Below are 19,063 nucleotides of genomic sequence, written 5' to 3' on the forward strand. Positions count from 1 at the left end.
ATGTCCCCGCCTGGCTGCAACGGGGTTTAATGTTTAATAGCGTTCCTGATATCCCGCCTCACGTTCTTCTGCGCGCAACGTCAGGATCTCCACGCCGTCAGCGGTAACTGCCACGGTGTGCTCCCATTGGGCGGAAAGCTTTTTATCGCGGGTGACCACGGTCCAGCCATCTTTCTTCTGCTTGATGCGGTGGTCGCCCTGGTTAATCATCGGTTCGATGGTAAACACCATCCCTTCCTGCAACACCGTACCGGTGCCTGGCAGGCCGAAGTGTAGCACCGCTGGGCCTTCGTGCATTTCACGGCCAATGCCATGTCCACAATATTCCCGTACTACGCTGTAACCCGCCTGCTCTGCATGTTGCTGTATGGCGTGGCCGATGTCACCTAGCGTAGCACCGGGTTTCACAGCCCGAATGCCTTGCCACATTGACTCGTAGACATTGTTGACCAGGCGCTTGGCGAGCGGGGTGGTTTGACCGATGCAGTACATCTTGCTGGAATCGGCAATAAATCCATTGTTTTCCAAGGTGATATCGACATTGACGATCATCCCGGAACGCAAAATTTTGCTGGCCGATGGGATGCCGTGGCAGATCACTTCGTCGATCGAGGTATTGAGCACGTAGGGGAAATCATACTGGCCCTTGCTGGCAGGGCGTGATTTCAGCTCATTAACGATAAAGGCTTCGGTAAGGTCATTGATCTCCATGGTGGTGATCCCTTCGCAGATCACCTCATCGAGCATGGCAAACACCTTGGCCAGCAGCGCGCCGGAGTGGCGCATGATGGCAATTTCCTGCGGCGTTTTAATCACAATATCTTTCACCCAACAATCTCCTTCAGCGTCAGCGCGTTATCTTTCATCATCTTCTTTACCAGTTGCGGATAGGTCAGCTCAGGGTTCAGCTCTGCCAGCATACCGATCCTGATCCAGTGTTCCGCCTGTGCGTTAATAGAACGCGACATGGTCAGGCTGGCGAGCCTGAGATCGTCATGTAGCGTCTCCGAGATTTTTACTATCCCCATAGCAGACTCCGTAAGCGAACAATATACGGAGTGTATACGTTTTGGATGCTGTGGGTTTGGCATTCTGTGGCGCAGGCATTTTAGGCCGAATGGTCATTGCCGGGGTCGCACAATGCGTTTATTGTGATCGTCGGCTTTGTTGCCATGACTTTTTTAAGAAGGATTTAGGGCGTGACTAAACTACGTGTTGGGGTGATCTTTGGGGGCAAATCGGCGGAGCATGAGGTTTCGCTGCAGTCGGCAAAAAATATTCTGGATGCCATCGACAAAGAGAAGTTTGACGTCACGCTGCTGGGCATTGATAAGCAGGGGCAGTGGCACCTTAACGATGCCTCCAACTTCCTGCTGAATGCGGAAAACCCGGCGTTGATCGCGCTGAACCACTCGAATAAAAACGTGGCGCTGGTCCCTGGGTACGAGAAACAGCAACTGATTGAAGCCGACGGTGCCGGTGCGCTGGGCCAGCTCGACGTGGTGTTCCCGATCGTACATGGCACCTTGGGCGAAGACGGTTCGCTGCAAGGGCTGCTGCGCATGGCGAATATGCCGTTCGTGGGGGCGGGCGTGTTGGGCTCCGCCGTCAGCATGGACAAAGACGTGACCAAACGCCTGCTGCGGGATGCTGGGCTGTCAGTAGCTCCGTTCGTCACGCTGACGCGTTCCAACCGCAACAAGTACGGTTTTACGCAGTTAAGTGAAAGCCTGGGGTTACCGCTGTTTGTTAAACCGGCGAATCAGGGTTCCTCCGTTGGCGTCAGCAAGGTGCATAACCAGGCTGAGTTCGAGCAGGCTATCGCCCTGGCATTCAGTTTCGACCATAAAGTGCTGGTGGAGTCGGCTATTGTTGGCCGTGAGATCGAATGCGCGGTATTGGGCAACGATAATCCACAGGCCAGCGTCTGTGGCGAAATCATCCTTAGCGATGAGTTCTACTCTTACGACACCAAGTACATTAATGAGCAGGGCGCGCAGGTGGTGGTACCGGCGGCGATCGATCAGGACGTCAGCGATAAAATCCGCGAAGTGGCATTGCAAGCCTTCAAGGCGTTGGATTGCTTGGGTATGGCGCGCGTCGACGTATTCCTGACGCCGGATAATAACGTGATTATCAACGAAATTAATACGTTGCCCGGTTTCACCAATATCAGCATGTACCCAAAACTTTGGGGGGCCAGCGGGGTGAGCTATACCCAGCTGATCACCGCGTTGATTGAGTTGGCACTGGAGCGCCATCAGCAAGATCGCGGGCTGAACAGCTCGGTGTTTGACAGCAAGTAAATGGTGTTTTCCTGGCACTCTCCGAGTTGAAGAGTGCCAGAAGACAACGGTTTATTTCACCGTCACATCGATATCGCCAAAGTACTTCTTGGACAGTTCGCCAATGGTGCCTTGCTGCTTCACCTTGGCGATGGCTTCGTTGAGCTTTTTCAGCGTCGCGGTGTCGTCTTTACGCAGACCGAAGGCGATGCCTTCACCCAGGATTTTATCGTCCTGTACCGCATCACCAACAAATGCGAAGCCTTTGCCATCTGGATGTGCCAGGAAACCGCTCTGCCCGGCAGGGGCCATGATCAAGGTGGCATCCAGGCGGCCAGCGGTCAGATCCAGATAGACCTGATTTTGATCCTGATAGGATACGACATCAACCCCTTCCGGTGCCCAGTGTGCCTTGGCATAGTTTTCCTGAATGGAACCCTGTAACACGCCGACGTGCTTACCCGCCAGCGATTTGGCATCGGGTTTCAGGCCGCTGTCGGCCTTGGCAATCAGGCGGTTTGGCACCTGATAAATCGAATCGGTAAACGCAATCGCCTGTCTGCGCTGCTCGGTGACGTTCATCGCCGAGTTAATCACGTCAAATTTGCGGGCCTGTAGCGCCGGGATCAGGCTGTCGAACGAGGTTTCTACCCAGCTGCATTTGACCTGTGCGGCGGCGCACACGGCGTTACCCAGATCGATATCAAACCCTTCCAACTGGCCGCTGGCGGATTTGGACTCGAAAGGCGGGTATAGCGCTTCAAGGCCAAAACGCAGGCTATTCTCTGCCGCCAGTGTGGAACCGGCAGCCAGTAAAAATCCCGCCGCGATCAGCGTTTTCAGTGTTTTTTTCATTACTGTTTCTTCCCCATGGTAAAAATCAATGGATCACACCTGACACAGACGGCGAGCGCCTTCCAGCAGGGTGTCATTATCTTTCGAGAAACTAAGCCGGATAATGCCGGTATTGGTGCCGTCGCTGTAAAACGCCGACAGCGGGATGGTTGCCACCTTGGCTTCGCGGATCAAGCGCACCGCAAAGTCGTTGTCGCTTTCATTACTGAAACCGCTAAAGCGGGCCAGCATAAAGAAGCTGCCACGGCTGGGCAGTAACTCAAAGCGTGATTTTTGCAACGCGGCTGCCAGCAGGTCGCGTTTTTGCTGGTAAAACTCCGCCAACCCCAGGTAGCTCTGTGGATTATTCAGCGCGGTGGCAAAGGCATATTGCATCGGCGTATCGGCAGAGAACACCATAAATTGGTGCACCTTGCGGATTTCATCCATCAGCGCTGCCGGTGCCATGCAGTAACCGACGCGCCAGCCGGTAACGTGATAGGTCTTGCCAAAGGAAGAGACGATCACGCTGCGCTCTGCCAGAGCGGGATGGCAGGCCATGCTGTGGTGAATGCCGCCGTCGAAGACCACGTGCTCATATACTTCATCGGAAAGAATGACGATATCGGTATTGCGGGTCAGGGCGGTCAGGCGCTCGATATCGTGTTCATCGAATACGCTGCCGGTAGGGTTGTGCGGGCTGTTGACGATGATCATGCGGGTTTTGCTGTTGATTGCCGCCGCCACCTCATTCCAGTCGATGGTTAAATCTTGCAGCGAAAGCTTGATGGCAACCGGGGTCGCCCCTTGCAGACGCACAATCGGGGCGTAGCTGTCGAAGGCGGGTTCGAAATAGATCACCTCATCGCCGGGATGCACCAGCGCGCTGATGGCGGAGTACAACCCTTCACTGGCGCTGGCGATCACCGTGATTTCGTCGTCGGCGTCATAGCGGGTGCCATACAGCCGCTCAACTTTTTCCGCCAGTGCATGACGCAGTGCCGCTACGCCGCTCATGGGAGCGTACTGGTTATGACCTGTGCGCATGGCTTGGGCGACGCCTTCGATCAGTTGTATATCGCAGGCAAAATTGGGGGCGCCCTGCGAAAGATTCAGAGCTTGATGTTCGGCGCTCAGTTGGCCAATCACGGTGAAAATGGTAGTGCCAACGTCCGGCAGTTTAGAGCGTTGCGAGCAGGCGCTGTGCATGGAGGGCTCCTGGCAAAAGATTCGAGTGTCGAATGATTAAGCATCAGTTAGGATGGGCTAACAAGAGAAAATTCGTCATGCTTGCCATGCAGCCAGATCATGGCTGACAGTGAAAATAAATGCAGGTATCGGGATTTATTATGCAAACATCGCTGCCGTCGCTCGACGTGCTGAAAACCTTTGTGGTGGTCGCTGAGCGTCTCAATTTCACCCATGCTGCCCAGGCGCTGCATCTGACGCAGGGCGCGGTCAGCCGCCAGATCCTGGGATTGGAACAGCAGCTGGGTTATCCGCTGTTCAGCCGCCGCGCGCGTGGGCTAACGCTAACGCCACAGGGCGCGCTGCTGTTGGCGCCGGTGCAGCTGGCGTTAGAGCAATTGGCGCAAGCGCTGGCCAAGGCCGGGGAACAGCCGGGTACGCTACGCGTCAAATGCCCAACCTGTGCGATGCGCTGGGTATTGCCGCGTATTATTCGCCTGCAGAATGAACGGCCAGAGATGCATATCGAACTGACCGCGTCGGTGTCGCACGGGCTGGATTTTGGCAGCGAACATTTTGATGCGGCGGTGGTGTTTGGCAAACCTCAGGGCAAACGGCTGGTGGTGCACCATCTGTTTGATGAGATCCTGACGCCGGTCTGCACGCCAAACTATCTGCCCGAGCAGGTTCGGCCACCAGAACCTGCCGATCTGGCGGAGACAACCTTGCTGCATCCCACGCGCGATCGCCGTGATTGGTTGCTATGGTTGAAAGCGGCGGGGCAGGCGGCTTTGCCCTCCGCCAAGTCACAGCATTTTGATACGCTCGATCTGGCGATGAGCGCCGCATTACAGGGCTGTGGTATCGCCATCGGCGATCTGTGCCTGCTGGAGGAGGATATTCAGGCCAATCGCATTATTACGCCGTTCCCGATCAGCGTGGTCAGCGGTGCCGCCTATTATCTGGTTTACCCCGAACATGCGGTGGTGCCTGCGGCTTTAACCCGGCTGGTGGAGTGGCTGGGGGCAGAGGCGCAAGCCAGCCGGAGCAGACTGCATCATCTGCTAACAACAACGCAGACGAATTGATTCTGCAAACAAAAAGAGTATGGCAAACTGCGTGCTCACATCTATTAATGCCTCCTGGCCGACATTGCCGGCGGGGACGTGCCTGAGAATCAAACTATGAAATGGCTTTGTGTGGTGAGTATGTTGTCCGGCCTGGCTATCAGCCCGGTTTTTGCGCAGGAAAGCAGTGCGACCCAAGGGATCTATGCTCAGGAGCGTGATGCCTTTGTCTCCAACCTGATGAAGCAGATGACGCTGGAAGAGAAAATCGGCCAGCTGCGTTTGATCAGCGTGGGGCCAGATAACCCGAAAGAGGCCATCCGTGATGGTATCAGCAAAGGCCAGATCGGGGCGATCTTCAACACCGTGACCCGGCCAGATATCCGCGCAATGCAGGATCAAGCCATGCAGCTCAGCCGCCTGAAGATCCCACTGTTTTTTGCTTATGACGTGGTCCACGGCCAGCGTACCGTGTTCCCGATCAGCCTGGGGCTGGCGGCGAGCTTTGATCTGGAGGCTATTGCCCTGAGCGGGCGTGTTTCAGCGCAGGAAGCCAGTGATGACGGCCTGAACATGACCTTCTCGCCGATGGTGGATATTACCCGCGATCCGCGTTGGGGCCGGGTCTCTGAAGGATTCGGTGAGGATACCTGGCTGGTATCGAAGATTGCCAAAGTGATGGTAGATGCTTACCAGAATGGCGATCCGTCCAAGCCGGGTTCGGTGATGGCCAGCGTGAAGCACTTTGCCCTGTATGGCGCAGTTGAAGGGGGCCGTGACTACAACACCGTTGATATGAGCCCGTTGCGTATGCATCAGGATTACCTGCCGCCGTATAAGGCGGCGGTAGATGCTGGCAGCGGTGGCGTGATGGTTTCGCTTAACTCAATCAACGGCGTACCGGCGACGGCCAACCCATGGCTGCTGAAAGATCTGCTGCGTGACCAGTGGGGCTTCAAAGGCATCACCATCAGCGATCACGGCGCGATTAAAGAGTTGATTAAGCATGGCGTGGCTCAGGATGCGCGTGATGCGGTGCGTTTGGCGATCACCTCCGGCGTCGATATGAGCATGAGCGACGAGTATTACGACCAATACTTGCCGGGGCTGGTGAAGGAAGGTCTGGTTGCTGAAAGCGAGATCGACCGGGCCTGCCGTGACGTGCTGAACACCAAATATGATATGGGCCTGTTTAAAGATCCGTATAACCACCTCGGTCCGGTAGGCTCCGACCCGCAGGATACCAATGCCGAAAGCCGTCTGCACCGTGCGGAAGCCCGCGTGATTGCCCGCAAGACCATGGTGTTGCTGAAAAATGACAAGCAGACGTTGCCATTGCAAAAGCAGGGCACCATTGCGTTGATCGGGCCGATGGCCGACAGCCAGCGCGATATCATGGGGAGCTGGTCGGCAGCAGGCGTGGTGAAGCAGTCCATCACCGTGCGTGAAGGGTTGCAGAATGCGGTGGGCGATAAAGCCAGCATCCTGTACGCCAAAGGGGCCAACATTACCCAAGACAAGAGCATTATTGATTATCTGAACGAGTATGAAACTGCGGTGGCCTTTGATACGCGTTCGCCACAACAGATGATTGATGAAGCGGTGAAGATCGCCAAACAGGCCGACGTGGTGGTGGCGGTGGTGGGTGAGGCGCAGGGGATGGCTCATGAAGCCTCCAGCCGGGCGGATATCACCATTCCACAAAGCCAGCGTGACCTGATCGCGGCGTTGAAAGCCACCGGTAAACCGCTGGTTCTGGTGCTGATGAATGGCCGTCCGTTGGCCTTGAGCTGGGAAAGTGAACAGGCAGATGCGATGCTGGAAACCTGGTACAGCGGCACCGAAGGTGGGAATGCCATCGCCGACGTGCTGTTTGGTGACTACAACCCTTCCGGCAAGCTGCCAATGACCTTCCCACGTTCGGTGGGGCAGATCCCGATTTACTACAACCATCTCAACACTGGCCGACCGTTCGGCAAGGAAAACCCGGGCAAGTACACCTCGCGTTACTTTGATTCGCCGAATGGTCCGCTGTATCCGTTTGGGTATGGTCTGAGCTATAGCCAGTTTGCCCTATCGGACTTCAAGCTCTCCAGCCCAGAGATGGCGCGCGACGGCAAAATTACCGCCAGCGTGATGCTGAAAAACACCGGTAAATATAACGGTGCCACCGTGGTACAGCTGTATGTGCAGGATGTGACCGCCTCGGTCAGCCGCCCGATCAAGGAGCTGCGTAACTTCAAGAAGGTGACGTTGCGTGCCGGGCAGGAACAGCGGGTGGAATTACCGATTACCGAGGACGATTTGAAGTTTTATAACGCCAGCCTGAAATGGGGCGCGGAGCCGGGTAAATTCAACGTGTTTGTTGGCCTGGATTCGGACAATCTGCAACAGCAGAGCTTTACCCTGAAATAAGTTTGTGAGCGTTTACTTTCGCTGTTTGCCCCTCACCCCAACCCTCTCCCATAGGGAGAGGGAGCTGAAACGGTGTTGTGGTCAGGACGGCGTAGGGGCGCCGCATGCTACGCCCGTTTAACGTATTCGGTGTTGAGGTCAGACGCGGGAGGCGGTTTTTAGTTCGGACAGTCCCCCTCGTAAAACGCCAAGCAGCACACAGAAAAAATCACCGGAGATTGCACCATGAAAAGATATCTGGACTGTAGCGCCAGCGATCTGGCCAACATCAGCAAAGACGATCTGATCTACGCCATCCGTGCCAGCGAAGGGCGCATTCTGGTCAGTGAGACCATCGCGGTAACCCAGCCGCTGCTCAATAACGTCACCAATGCCGAACTGGCTGCCAGCCAGGGGGCCGACATCCTGCTGCTGAACCTGTTTGATGTCAATCAGCCGCACATTGCCGGGCTGCCTGCCGATGTGCCACCAGAAGAAGCCATACGCGAACTGCAACGGTTGACCGGGCGCGTTATCGGGGTCAATCTGGAAGCCGTCGATCCGGCGTTTGCCACCACGCACAATGAGTTTTGGCAGATGACAGCGGGGCGCGCGGCCACGGCGGAAAACGCCCGAAAACTGTATGAGCTTGGCGCTCGCATGGTGGTCTTGACCGGTAACCCGAATAACGGCGTCAGCAACCAGGCCATCGCCGAGGCGCTGAAGCATATTCGTGACGAAGTGGGCGATAAGCTGGTGCTGGTGACCGGCAAAATGCACGGCGCCGGGATTGTGCGTGAAAGCGGCAGTCAGTTGATCACCGAACAAGATATTGCGCTGTTTATTGAAAACGGGGCTGACATTGTTCTATTACCTGCACCGGGCACCATCCCCGGAATGTCTCAGGAAAAGGTCGCCGAGCTGATTACGTTTACTCAGCAACAGGGCGCGCTGGCGATGACCGCCATCGGCACTTCTCAGGAGGGGGCCGATGTGCAAACCATTCGCCAGATTGCCCTGATGAGCAAAATGGCCGGAGCCGATCTGCACCATATTGGCGATACCGGCTATCTTGGCTTGGCGTTACCGGAGAATATCTTTGCCTACAGCGTGGCGATCCGCGGTGTACGCCACACCTATACCCGCATAGCTCGCTCCGTTAACCGCTAGCCCCTCACCCCAACCCTCTCCCACAGGGAGAGGGAGCTGTTAGCCCCTGCTCTTTTGGAAGTAAAGAGGTGATCAAGCAACTCGATCATCACTTTAACCAGGATGAGCAGGGTCAGTCAGCCGGTGCTTATGAAGAATCACTACACTTTCAGCCTAACTGGATCGGTCCCCTCTCCCTGTGGGAGAGGGTTAGGGTGAGGGGCATATTTCTCCCGTTTATACCTCCTTTCAACGCGTTGTTTGATCCGGCAGATTGTTTCATTGTGATTATCGCTATATCATTTTGTATATAACGATAATCCACCGGAAACTCTCATGTTCAAACGCCTATTACTGCTTGCTCTTCTTTTCTCATCCGCCGCCTTGGCGGATCGCCAGGTCACCGATCAACTCAACCGCACCGTGACGCTGCCGGACCACATTACCCGTGCCGTGGTGCTACAACATCAGACGTTAAACCTGCTTGTACAACTAGACGCCATGCCGCAGGTGGTTGGCGTGCTCAGCAGTTGGCAGAAACAGCTGGGGCCGAACTATTTACGGCTGGCTCCCAGCCTGGCCAAGATGCCCATGCCGGGCGATCTTACGGCGGTCAATATTGAAAGCCTGCTGACTCTGCACCCGCAGGTAGTGTTTGTGGCCAACTATGCCCCGGCGGATATGATCTCCCAGATCGAGCAGGCAGGTATTCCGGTGGTGGCAATCTCGCTGCGCCGTGAACCGGCGGCTCAGGCTGGGAAAATCAATCCGGTACTAGAAAATGAAGATCGGGTTTATAACCTTGGCCTGCAGGATGGTATTCGCCTGATTGGCAAGGTGATGGGCCGCGAGGCACAGGCGGATGCGATGGTGAAAGATGTTTTCCAACAGCGCGCGTTGGTGGCCAAGCGTCTGCAGGATATCCCAGAGGATCAACGGGTGCGGGTCTATATGGCCAACCCGGATCTCACTACTTACGGTTCGGGTAAATACACCGGCCTGATGATGCAACATGCCGGTGCCGTGAACGTCGCGGCCAAAGACATTCAGGGTTTTAAGCAGGTTTCCATCGAAGACGTGCTGAAGTGGAACCCGGCGGTGATCTTTGTGCAGGAACGTTATCCCGACGTGGTGCAGCAGATCCTCACCTCGCCACAGTGGCAGCCGATCGAGGCGGTGAAACACAAACAGGTTTACCTGATGCCGGAATATGCCAAAGCCTGGGGCTACCCAATGCCGGAAGCACTGGCGCTTGGGGAATTGTGGATGGCAAAAACGCTCTACCCACAGCGTTTCACCGATGTTGATCTGCAACAGCACGTAGACACCTACTACCAACGCTATTACCGCGCCAGTTGCTGCCAGAGCGGCAAATGAAACTGGGGTTGTTGCTCCTGCTCACGGCCTGCTGCGCATTGCTCTCCCTGGGTTTTGGCCGCTATCCGGTTACGGCTGGTCATAGCCTGATGATTTTGTTGGAACCGATTATAGGCCAGCATGCAGATATCACGGAGATCGAACGGCAGGTGATCCTCGGCGTGCGTGTGCCACGCGTGCTGTTGGCAATGGGGGCAGGCTCGGCTTTGGCGCTGTGTGGGGCAGCCTTGCAAGGGGTCTTTCGTAACCCGTTGGTCGATCCACATATTATTGGAGTTTCTTCTGGAGCTGCTTTTGGCGGCACCTTGGCGATCCTGCTTGGCCTGCCGGTATTGATGCTGTTGCTGAGTGCCTTCGTCTTTGGCATGTTGGCGCTGTTGCTGATTTTTGCCATCACCAGCGCCGTTGCCCGGCGCAATATTCTTTCTTTGGTGCTGGCCGGGGTGATCCTCAGCGGCTTCTTTTCTGCCTGCGTCAGCCTGGTGCAGTATCTGGCCGATAGCGAAGAGAAGCTGCCCAGCATTGTGTTCTGGCTGCTAGGCAGCTTTGCCACGGCGGATAGCCATAAGTTGCTGATGTTGTTCCTGCCGCTACTGCTGGCCGGTGGCTTGTTATTGGCACTGCGTTGGCGTATTAACCTGCTTTCTTTGGGAGATGAGGATGCGGCTGCGTTAGGGATTAACGTTGAACGTACTCGCTGGTTGATCCTGACGCTGTGTGCGGTGATTGTGGCAGCACAGGTGGCAGTCAGCGGCAGTATTGGCTGGGTGGGGTTGCTGATCCCGCATCTGGCCCGCTTGCTGGTGGGGCCAGACCATCGGCGCTTATTGCCCGCGGCGATGTGCCTTGGTGCACTGTATATGGTGTTGATCGACGATTTGGCTCGTACCCTGAGCAGCAGCGAAATTCCGTTGGGCATTCTCACCGCTTTGATCGGCGCTCCTCTGTTTGCCTTGCTGCTACGGCGTGCGCAGGTAAGGGGCTGGAATGGCTGAAACGCTGCTACAGGTCAGCAACCTGAGCTTTGGCTGGCCAGGACAACCCAAGTTGTTCCAACAGCTTGATTTGCAGTTACAGCGGGGAGAAGTGCTGGCAGTGCTTGGCCCCAACGGGCGTGGCAAAAGCACCTTGATGCAACTCTTGTTGGGCACTTTGCCGTTACAGCAAGGGAGCGTTGTCGCCCATTGCGGATTAGGGTTTGTGCCGCAGTATTTCACGCCGCCCTTTGCCTACAAGGTGCTGGATATTGTGTTGATGGGCCGGGCTCGGCATGTCGGGCTGTTTCGTGCCCCTTCGGCTGAGGATCATCAGTTAGCCAAACAGGCCCTTTATTCGCTGGATATGCTGGCATTTGCCGATCGTGAGTTTGGCAGCCTTTCCGGAGGGCAGCGCCAATTGGTGCTGATAGCCCGGGCGTTGGCAATGGCCTGTGAAGTGCTGATCCTCGATGAGCCAACTTCGGCACTGGATTTGCACCATCAGGACCGGGTGCTGACCCTGATCGACCAACTGGCGCGTGACCGGCAGATGGCGGTGATATTCTCGACTCACCAACCTAATCATGCTCATGCCGTGGCAGACCGTGCACTCTTGCTGGGGGCAGAAGGGCGACATCAGTTAGGCAGTTGCCAGCAGGTACTGACGGCAGACAATCTTTCGCCGCTGTTCCATTTGCCGATTGAACGGGTATCCATTCCCTTTGCTGGCAGCCAGTTGGAAACGTTAGTGCCCATCTTCCACAGCCAACGGGAGCGCAATCGTGAATAACATGACTCTTTTTGCCGCAGGCAGTTTGCGGCTGGCGTTCACTCCGCTGTTGGTGGCGTTTGAGCAGGAGAGCGGTCACCGGGTCGAGGCCACTTTTGGCCCGGCAGGGATGCTGCGGGAACGGATTGAGCAGGGGGAAAGGCCTCAGGTGTTTGCCTCTGCCAATCTCGAACATCCACAGCGGCTGGTGGCACTCGATTTTGCGCAGGCGGTACAGCCGTTTACCCGCAATCACCTATGCGCCACGGTGCGTAATATCCCGGAGTTAACTCAACCGGATTTGCTGACGTTGCTGTGCGACCCACAATGGCGTGTCGGCACCTCAACGCCGCTAGCCGATCCTTCCGGTGACTATGCGCAACAGTTGTTCGATCGCCTGGAGCGGTTATTGCCGGGGCAGGGGAGCGCATTGCGAAGCCGGGCAGTGGCGCTGGTGGGGGGCCAGACTCTGCGCCAATACCAACAGGCCGGTTAGCGGCTGAGTATCTGATTGCAGAAAGTCAGGCGGATATTTTTCTGGGTTATGCCAGCTATGCAGATGCGCTAGCTGTTTGCCCGCAGGTAAAAGTACGAATGTTACCTGCCGCCCTCGACTTCAAAGTGACCTATGGCCTGTGTCTATTGGATGAAGGTTGTACGGTTGCAGAAGAGTTGGTGGCCTTTATTCTGGGTGTTAGAGGGCAGAGGATTTTACAGCGCATGGGCATGCTGGCGTTAGACTAATGCTTTACTATCAACAACATTAAGTTACTAGCTTAATAATTTATCGGTTTGGTAACTTGTTTGTTAAGCTTGCCAGCTTACTTGTTTGTTAACTTGTTAAGCTGGCAAGTTGTTGAGTTGCTCAGATCTTCTTTAGCAGGGCCAGCAATTGCGCCTCGCTCTTGTCGGCCAACGTGTCGATGGCTAACTTGATCACATCGGAACGGGTGATGCGCACGATGCCGTTACGCGCCGCATGACCGATTACTTCGTCGATCATCTCCACATGGTTATCCGTCAGGCTGACGGACAGCGCTTTATAAACGCGCTTACGGCCCTGGGGCTTTTCGGCAACGGCGGCAGGAGCAGGAACAATCAACGTATGTGAAGTGGCGCTGTTGATAAATTCATCTTCCGACATGCGGTGGGTTGGCGTACGTTTTTTCACAGGATCACCTCTGTTACCAGGCTTTCGATTTCGTGCTGCGCTTTTTCATTGTGCGCTTCATGCACGGTTAGCGCTTCGCCCCAGGCATCGCGATAAATTTTGCGATCGCACAGGCGGTTGTTTACCAACTTCAGTTCCGGGTATTCACTCAGCACTTCGGCCGCTTCGTTGGCTTCGTTAATGAAGATATTGGTTGGGCACAGGTTGAGCACAATGTGGCCTTTTACCTTTTCATTGTATTCCTGGGCGGTGGAGAACATCTCGGACAGGTAGCCGATAGTATCCAGGTCCATCTGAGAAGGGCGCAACGGCGAGATAAACAGATCGGCGGCCAGCAGCCCGGAGCGTAATTCTGCGCTGTCGCGGCCAGCGGTATCTACAATCACATAATCGTAGTGACGGTTCAGTTCCAGCAGGGTTTCTTTGATCTTGCCTGAGGCAGCCACCACCGGGATCTGCGGAAGCCCTTCGACATTTTGACGGTCGTTGAACCAGGTCATGATGGATTTCTGGTCGTCGGCATCGACGATAATGGCCGTTTTCTTCTGCTGCAGGATCAGATATCCGGCGATGTTTACCGCCATGGTCGATTTGCCGACGCCGCCTTTCTGCGAACCAATCAAAACAATCATGTTGCCATCTCTCAAGTTGCCAAGCGGATAACTTATCAATTAACTAACTTAATAAGTTAATGCGCTTGCTAGGTTGGTAATTAAATGAGTTAACAAGTGCGTATGACGACAATATGCCCCATTGGCAGCGGCTTGCCAAGTAGGTAAAGTCTTAACTTGTGGGTTTATTTGTTTAATAACTTACTAGCTTGATAAGTTTTTATTGAAGGGGAATGCAGCCAGGATTGATGGTAAAGCAGCTCACCGGGCGCAGCATGCGGCGCCCCTACGGCATAGATTGCGGCTCGGTTGAGGTGTGTTCGTGGATTCAGATAGGTGTTGGGTTTGGCTAAGTTAATAGCTTATCAGGTTGTTATCTTACGAGAGGGTTAAAGGCAGGAGGCTGGTAAAACCGCATGTGTAGATATTCTTTCACCGGGGTAACTATGTAGGGGGCGCAGCATGCGGGGCCCCTACGGCATAGATTGCGGCTTGGTTGAAGTGTGTTCATGGTTTCTGATAGGTGTTGGGTTTGGCTAAGTTAATAGCTTATCAGGTTGTTATCTTACGAGAGGGTTAAAGGCTGGAGGCTGGTAAAACCGCATGTGTAGATATTCTTTCACCGGGGTCACTATGTAGGGGCGCTGCATGCTGCGCCCGTCCGGATAATCAATGGTTGGCCAGAGATCGTAGTTTCCCCTCCACCCCCAATTATTGACCCCTACAGGCGCTCCTACTCATGGTGATCTGCGGTCTTATTTTTTCATCATGTTTTTCAGATTGGCGAAGGGGTTATGTGTGGCTAACCCTACGTCTTTCTGTGCATCTTCACCGGCGACCACCGTGGAGCCATACTGATCGGCTTCGGTGTATTTGGAGTGTTCATGATCGTGGCAGTACAGGCACAGCATTTCCCAGTTGCTACCGTCTTCCGGGTTGTTGCTGTGGTCATGATCGATGTGATGCACCGTTAGTTCACGCAGATTGGAGTAAACAAATTCGCGTGAGCAGCGCCCGCAGACCCACGGGAAGATTTTCAGTGCTTTTTCGCGGTAACCGGTTTCCAGTCTCGCGTAGTTTTTTGGAATGTATGCCATGTGGGCACCTATGGATCAGAATAATATTGCGCTCAATATTACCACAAACCGCACGCAGACAGGCTAGTGGAATCGTTCTACCGCCCAGTCGATAAAGACCCGCAGTTTGGCACTGAGATGGCGGTTTGAAGGGTAAACCACATACATCTGTTCATCTGGCGGTTGCCAGTTATCCAACAGGCTGATCAGTTCGCCGTTGTCCAGATGCGGCTGTGCCATAAAACGCGGTATTTGAATGATGCCCAAGCCCGCCAATCCCGAGGCAAGATGGGCATTACTTTCATTAACGCTAACCTGGTAGCGGTGCTGGATATCGATGGTTTTGCCCTGATCCACAAATTGCAGCGGCTGAATGCGATCGTTCAGTGCGTGGCGATAGTGCGCCAACGGGTATCCCTGCTCCAGATCGCAAGGGTGCTGCGGAGTGCCGTGGCGGGCTAGGTAGGCTGGCGTTGCGCAGGTCGCCCATTGCAAGGCAAACAACCGCCGGGCGATCAGGCTGGAGTCAGCTAAAGGGCCGCTGCGGATCACGCAGTCTGCGCTGTCGTTGATTAAATCGATGTTGCGATCGCCCACGCCAAGGTCGATCTGGATCTGGGGGTAGCGGGCGATAAACTCGGGTAGTGCAGGTAACAGCACCAACCGTGCGGTGGAACCTCCGGCATCAATGCGTAACACGCCCTGTGGTGCGGATTGCGATTCGGTCATACAGCCTTCCATCTGCTCCAACTCCGCCAGCCATTTTACCGTGCGGCGGTAATAACATTCTCCCTCTGAAGTGACCGAAACGCTGCGGGTGGTGCGTTGGAACAACTTGGTTTGCAGGTGGTTTTCCAGGCTCTGGATCAGTTTGGTGACGGTGGCTTTTGGCATACGCAGCGAATCGGCGGCACGGGTAAAGCCGCCGGTTTCCACCACGCGATTAAACACGCGAATAGCTAGCAGATGGTGATCCATAGCGCTCTCAATAATGTGCCCCGGCAATTTCCCGGGGCATGTTTCTCTAGGGGAATAATGATTATGGCTGCTTAACGCTAATCATGCCGCTACGTAATGACCAGCCGAACACCAGCATAGCCGAAAGGATCAGGGCACCACCGAACAGCATTGCGCTGCTGACGCCTTGCCAGTCAACCACTTCCCCGCCGAGCAATGCGCCCGAGGCCAGAGCAATCTGGATCACGCTCACCAATAAGGCTTGCCCGGCCTCCGGTGCCTGGGGCACGGCGGCAAACATCCAGTTGGTGGCACAGACTGGCACAGCACCAAATGCTAGCCCCCAAACCAACACCATCAGGGTGGCACCAGGGATCCCGCTGAGGAAGGGGGAAACAATCAGAATGCTGGCCAGCATGGCGGTGATCAGGATAAAGGTGGCGCGCAGGCTATGTTCCGCCAACCGCTCACCCAGGAAAGTGCCAAGCAGGCCGATAGCGCCATAGGCAAGCAGCTGCAACGAAATCGCAGAAGGGCTAAGGACAAACACCTGCTGCAACAGTGGGCGCAGGTAGGTATAGGCGGCAAAGTGCCCGACAAACAGCAACACGATAGCGATTAACCCAATGCGCGCCATTGGCAGGCGCAGCGGTGATAGTAGATCGCTCGGGGTCACCGGGCGGCTTGCTGGCACCGACGTCAGCAGGCGCATTTGTGCCAACAGCACGATACCCGCTAATACGGAGCTGCCAAAGAAGGCCGCACGCCAGCCGAACAGATCGCCGATCAATGCTCCTGCGGGTACGCCACAGACGGCACCGACCGATATGCCGCTCAGGATCAGCGCGGTCGCCCGGCCTTGGCTAGCAACCGGCACCAGGTGGCGACCATAGTTGGCAGCGAAAGACCAGAATCCCCCGACGCAGACGCCCAACAGCACACGGCCAAGCAGCATCATCGGGAAGTTCACCGCCAGCGCGGAAACCAGGTTGGAAATAATCAGCAGCGCGGACAGGCCCAGCATCAGCAACCGCCGATCGAGTCGCCCAGAGAGCAGACTTAGGACCGGTGCGGCCACGGCGGCAACCACGCCGGGGATGGTGACCATCAGGCCAGCTTTACCGGTGCTGACGTCCAGGGAAGGGGCGATGTTGGTGAGTAGCCCGATGGGCAAGAACTCGGTGGTGACCATGACAAAACAGGCGACCGTCAGCGAGAAGATCGCCAGCCACGGTGATGATGCAGGTTTATCTTTATTATTCAACATAGTAGCACTCACCTCAGATGAATATGCACGTCGTACGACAGCTGTACGAGTGATCGGGATCACAATTTACGTAGCAATGAGCGGCGAATAAATCCATCTGCGGTGGTTACACTGTTTCTACAGGGGAATAATCACTTGGATCACCGGTTGGCGCGGGTTGGCGGGGTGAAGAAGGTAAAAAGACATTTTTGCATAAGCTTATGCCTCAAGTAGCTAAACCGCTGGTCTGCTCGCCAGTTAGACGCATCATGGTCAACGTTTTCACAAGGCGTCTCATCGGGTAAAACTAAAAATGAAAAGGTGTTTTACATAAATAAAACAATGTTTCATTTTTCGTGATTGAGATCTCGAATCAATCACGTACCGGGAGTAAAACAAAATCCAGCATGGTATCAATGTGCCCATCGAAGGCACATTGCTCCCTTCACCTTTCAAGCTAGAGCACCGTAGGCCAGGGCGCGTTTTGCCCTAGCAAACTGCGGCTTGGGATCTATTGGGTAACAAGAAATCTGTCCTTCCTGCATAAATAATGTAAATAATGAGGGATATCGTGGACATATTGCTTAGTTTGGTAAAAACACCATCGGTGATCATTGCGATCGTCGCTTTCCTGGGGCTGATTTTTCAACGAGCACCGATTTCAAGGATTATCACCGGGACATTGCTCTCCTTCATCGGTTTTACCATGATCAAGGTCGGTGGCAGCATTCTGATGAAAGTGCTGACCGCATTTAGTTCGCTGTTTTCTAACGCATTTAACATTGTTGGTGTGGTGCCGAGCAACGAAGCTATTATGGCGGCGACCATTGATAAGCTGGGGGCGACAGCGGCGGTGATCCTGCTGTTCTCGATGGTGCTGAATATTTTGCTAGCGCGTTTTACCCGCTTTAAAAATATCTATCTTTCCCTGCACCTGGTGCTGTTTATGGCCTTTGCGCTGACGGCGGTGCTGGCCGAGCTGGGTTACAGCCATGTTGCTATCGTGACTATCGCTTCAATCTTCATTGGTTGTTATATGGCAATATCACCGTATATATTGAGCAAGTTCAGCCGAGATATTATCGGTTCTAACGATTACGCTATTTCCCATGCGGCGATCTCCTCCTATATTATTGGTTCTTATATGGGGAAATGGTTCGGTAATAAAAAGCACGATACCGAACATGTGGTGATCAGCAACAAGTTTGACTTTATCCGGGAGCCTAACGTCGCTACGCTGCTAACGATGTTAATCCTGCTGGTCATCTCCAGCATCTTCGCCACACAACCGCAGGTTAAGGACGCCATGGCCATGGTTTATGGTGCCGGGGCTGCGGATAAAAACGTACTGATCTTTGTACTCGAACAATCGGCGATTTTCGCTTGCGGCCTGTATATGGCCAAGGCTGGCGTTAACATGTTTACCGCAGAGATCGTGCCGGCGTTCAAAGGGTTTGCCAAAGTGTTTGCCCCAGGTGCGGTGCCAGCAGTGGATGTGATGGTGCTGTTTACCAAGGCGCCTAATGCCACCCTGATCGGCTTCTTGGTCAGTTTCCTGGTGGAACTGGTCTGTATCCTGATTTTCCCGTTTATCGGTTTGCCGATTATTGTACCCGGCATTATGGCCAGCTTTATTACCGGTGGCGCAGCGGCGATATTCGGTAACGCGACCGGTGGGTTCCGTGGGGCTATCATTGCCAGTACCATCAACGGCCTGCTGTTGTGCGTGTTCCCTGCGTTGACGCTGCATCTGTTCGCTGGCCTGGGTGCCAATGGTGTGACCTTTGCCGACCCTGACTTCACCATTTCGTCGCTGCTGATCAACACCGTGTTTGGTTGGTTTAAGTAATATTTCACCGTCAGCGGCGGTCGCTCCTCATCAACTCTGCTCTCTTCACTTAGCCGCCCCTTCAGGGGTGGCTTCTGTTGACCCTCATAACGTTATTCTTAAGGCGGAAACAT

General features: G+C 54.8%; 19 protein-coding genes. 10 read left to right on the plus strand and 9 right to left on the minus strand.

The window, feature by feature from the left end:
* Positions 1–33: 33 nt before the first annotated feature.
* On the minus strand, positions 34–828 hold the full coding sequence (gene map, locus D9980_RS02225) for a type I methionyl aminopeptidase (RefSeq protein ID WP_121606262.1): 795 nt from the start codon (positions 826–828) through the stop codon (positions 34–36).
* Positions 825–1,028: a ParD-like family protein gene (locus tag D9980_RS02230; RefSeq protein WP_024527427.1), complete on the minus strand. Its 204-nt coding sequence runs from the start codon at positions 1,026–1,028 to the stop codon at positions 825–827. The genes map and D9980_RS02230 overlap by 4 nt, the downstream gene beginning before the upstream one ends.
* Before the next feature lie 171 nt (positions 1,029–1,199).
* On the opposite strand from D9980_RS02230, the gene ddlA reads away from it, so the two are divergent.
* Positions 1,200–2,306, plus strand: coding sequence for a D-alanine--D-alanine ligase (gene ddlA, locus D9980_RS02235; RefSeq protein ID WP_121606263.1), 1,107 nt, complete (start codon positions 1,200–1,202; stop codon positions 2,304–2,306).
* Between the two features lie 51 nt (positions 2,307–2,357).
* Here ddlA and D9980_RS02240 read toward each other — a convergent pair whose 3' ends face one another.
* Both D9980_RS02240 and D9980_RS02245 read right to left on the minus strand, forming a co-directional pair.
* On the minus strand, positions 2,358–3,140 hold the full coding sequence (locus tag D9980_RS02240) for an ABC transporter substrate-binding protein (RefSeq protein WP_121606264.1): 783 nt from the start codon (positions 3,138–3,140) through the stop codon (positions 2,358–2,360).
* A 33-nt stretch (positions 3,141–3,173) separates the two neighbouring features.
* On the minus strand, positions 3,174–4,328 hold the full coding sequence (locus D9980_RS02245; protein ID WP_121606265.1) for a pyridoxal phosphate-dependent aminotransferase: 1,155 nt from the start codon (positions 4,326–4,328) through the stop codon (positions 3,174–3,176).
* Between the two features lie 140 nt (positions 4,329–4,468).
* Here D9980_RS02245 and D9980_RS02250 point away from each other — a divergent pair, with 140 nt between their 5' ends.
* The 8 genes from D9980_RS02250 (at position 4,469) to D9980_RS27150 (ending at position 12,784) form a co-directional block, all read left to right on the plus strand.
* A complete protein-coding gene (locus D9980_RS02250; protein WP_121606266.1) occupies positions 4,469–5,395 on the plus strand; it encodes a LysR substrate-binding domain-containing protein in 927 nt (308 codons plus the stop codon).
* 96 nt (positions 5,396–5,491) lie between these two features.
* Positions 5,492–7,789, plus strand: coding sequence for a beta-glucosidase BglX (gene bglX, locus D9980_RS02255; protein ID WP_121606267.1), 2,298 nt, complete (start codon positions 5,492–5,494; stop codon positions 7,787–7,789).
* A gap of 225 nt (positions 7,790–8,014) precedes the next feature.
* Complete coding sequence (locus D9980_RS02260; RefSeq protein WP_024485363.1) at positions 8,015–8,938, plus strand: PEP phosphonomutase; 924 nt, start codon at positions 8,015–8,017, stop codon at positions 8,936–8,938.
* A gap of 315 nt (positions 8,939–9,253) precedes the next feature.
* Positions 9,254–10,294, plus strand: coding sequence for an ABC transporter substrate-binding protein (locus D9980_RS02270; protein WP_121606269.1), 1,041 nt, complete (start codon positions 9,254–9,256; stop codon positions 10,292–10,294).
* Positions 10,291–11,289, plus strand: coding sequence for an iron ABC transporter permease (locus D9980_RS02275; RefSeq protein WP_024485361.1), 999 nt, complete (start codon positions 10,291–10,293; stop codon positions 11,287–11,289). The genes D9980_RS02270 and D9980_RS02275 overlap by 4 nt, the downstream gene beginning before the upstream one ends.
* Positions 11,282–12,061, plus strand: coding sequence for an ABC transporter ATP-binding protein (locus tag D9980_RS02280; RefSeq protein ID WP_121606270.1), 780 nt, complete (start codon positions 11,282–11,284; stop codon positions 12,059–12,061). Before D9980_RS02275 ends, D9980_RS02280 begins: the two co-directional genes overlap by 8 nt.
* 1 nt (position 12,062) lies before the next feature.
* Positions 12,063–12,536, plus strand: coding sequence for a substrate-binding domain-containing protein (locus D9980_RS02285; RefSeq protein WP_255417747.1), 474 nt, complete (start codon positions 12,063–12,065; stop codon positions 12,534–12,536).
* Between the two features lie 41 nt (positions 12,537–12,577).
* The gene (locus tag D9980_RS27150) at positions 12,578–12,784 is read left to right on the plus strand and encodes a hypothetical protein (RefSeq protein ID WP_255417748.1); all 207 of its coding nucleotides are present in this window, start codon (positions 12,578–12,580) and stop codon (positions 12,782–12,784) included.
* A gap of 121 nt (positions 12,785–12,905) precedes the next feature.
* Here D9980_RS27150 and D9980_RS02290 read toward each other — a convergent pair whose 3' ends face one another.
* The 5 genes from D9980_RS02290 to D9980_RS02310 form a co-directional block, all read right to left on the minus strand.
* Positions 12,906–13,211 carry a hypothetical protein gene (locus D9980_RS02290; RefSeq protein WP_024485358.1) on the minus strand — a complete coding sequence of 102 codons (306 nt, stop codon included), beginning with the start codon at positions 13,209–13,211 and terminating at the stop codon, positions 12,906–12,908.
* Positions 13,208–13,843, minus strand: coding sequence for a division plane positioning ATPase MipZ (locus tag D9980_RS02295; protein ID WP_024485357.1), 636 nt, complete (start codon positions 13,841–13,843; stop codon positions 13,208–13,210). The genes D9980_RS02290 and D9980_RS02295 overlap by 4 nt, the downstream gene beginning before the upstream one ends.
* Before the next feature lie 734 nt (positions 13,844–14,577).
* Positions 14,578–14,919: an HNH nuclease YajD gene (gene yajD / locus D9980_RS02300; RefSeq protein WP_021180444.1), complete on the minus strand. Its 342-nt coding sequence runs from the start codon at positions 14,917–14,919 to the stop codon at positions 14,578–14,580.
* Between the two features lie 63 nt (positions 14,920–14,982).
* Positions 14,983–15,876 carry a LysR family transcriptional regulator gene (locus tag D9980_RS02305; protein WP_121606271.1) on the minus strand — a complete coding sequence of 298 codons (894 nt, stop codon included), beginning with the start codon at positions 15,874–15,876 and terminating at the stop codon, positions 14,983–14,985.
* Positions 15,877–15,937: 61 nt separating this feature from the next.
* Complete coding sequence (locus D9980_RS02310) at positions 15,938–17,122, minus strand: MFS transporter (RefSeq protein WP_024485354.1); 1,185 nt, start codon at positions 17,120–17,122, stop codon at positions 15,938–15,940.
* 550 nt (positions 17,123–17,672) lie between these two features.
* On the opposite strand from D9980_RS02310, the gene D9980_RS02315 reads away from it, so the two are divergent.
* The gene (locus D9980_RS02315) at positions 17,673–18,950 is read left to right on the plus strand and encodes a PTS ascorbate transporter subunit IIC (RefSeq protein WP_024485353.1); all 1,278 of its coding nucleotides are present in this window, start codon (positions 17,673–17,675) and stop codon (positions 18,948–18,950) included.
* Positions 18,951–19,063 lie beyond the last annotated feature (113 nt).

The sequence above is a fragment of the Serratia sp. 3ACOL1 genome (assembly GCF_003668775.1).
GTDB classification, from domain to species: Bacteria; Pseudomonadota; Gammaproteobacteria; order Enterobacterales; family Enterobacteriaceae; genus Chania; species Chania fonticola.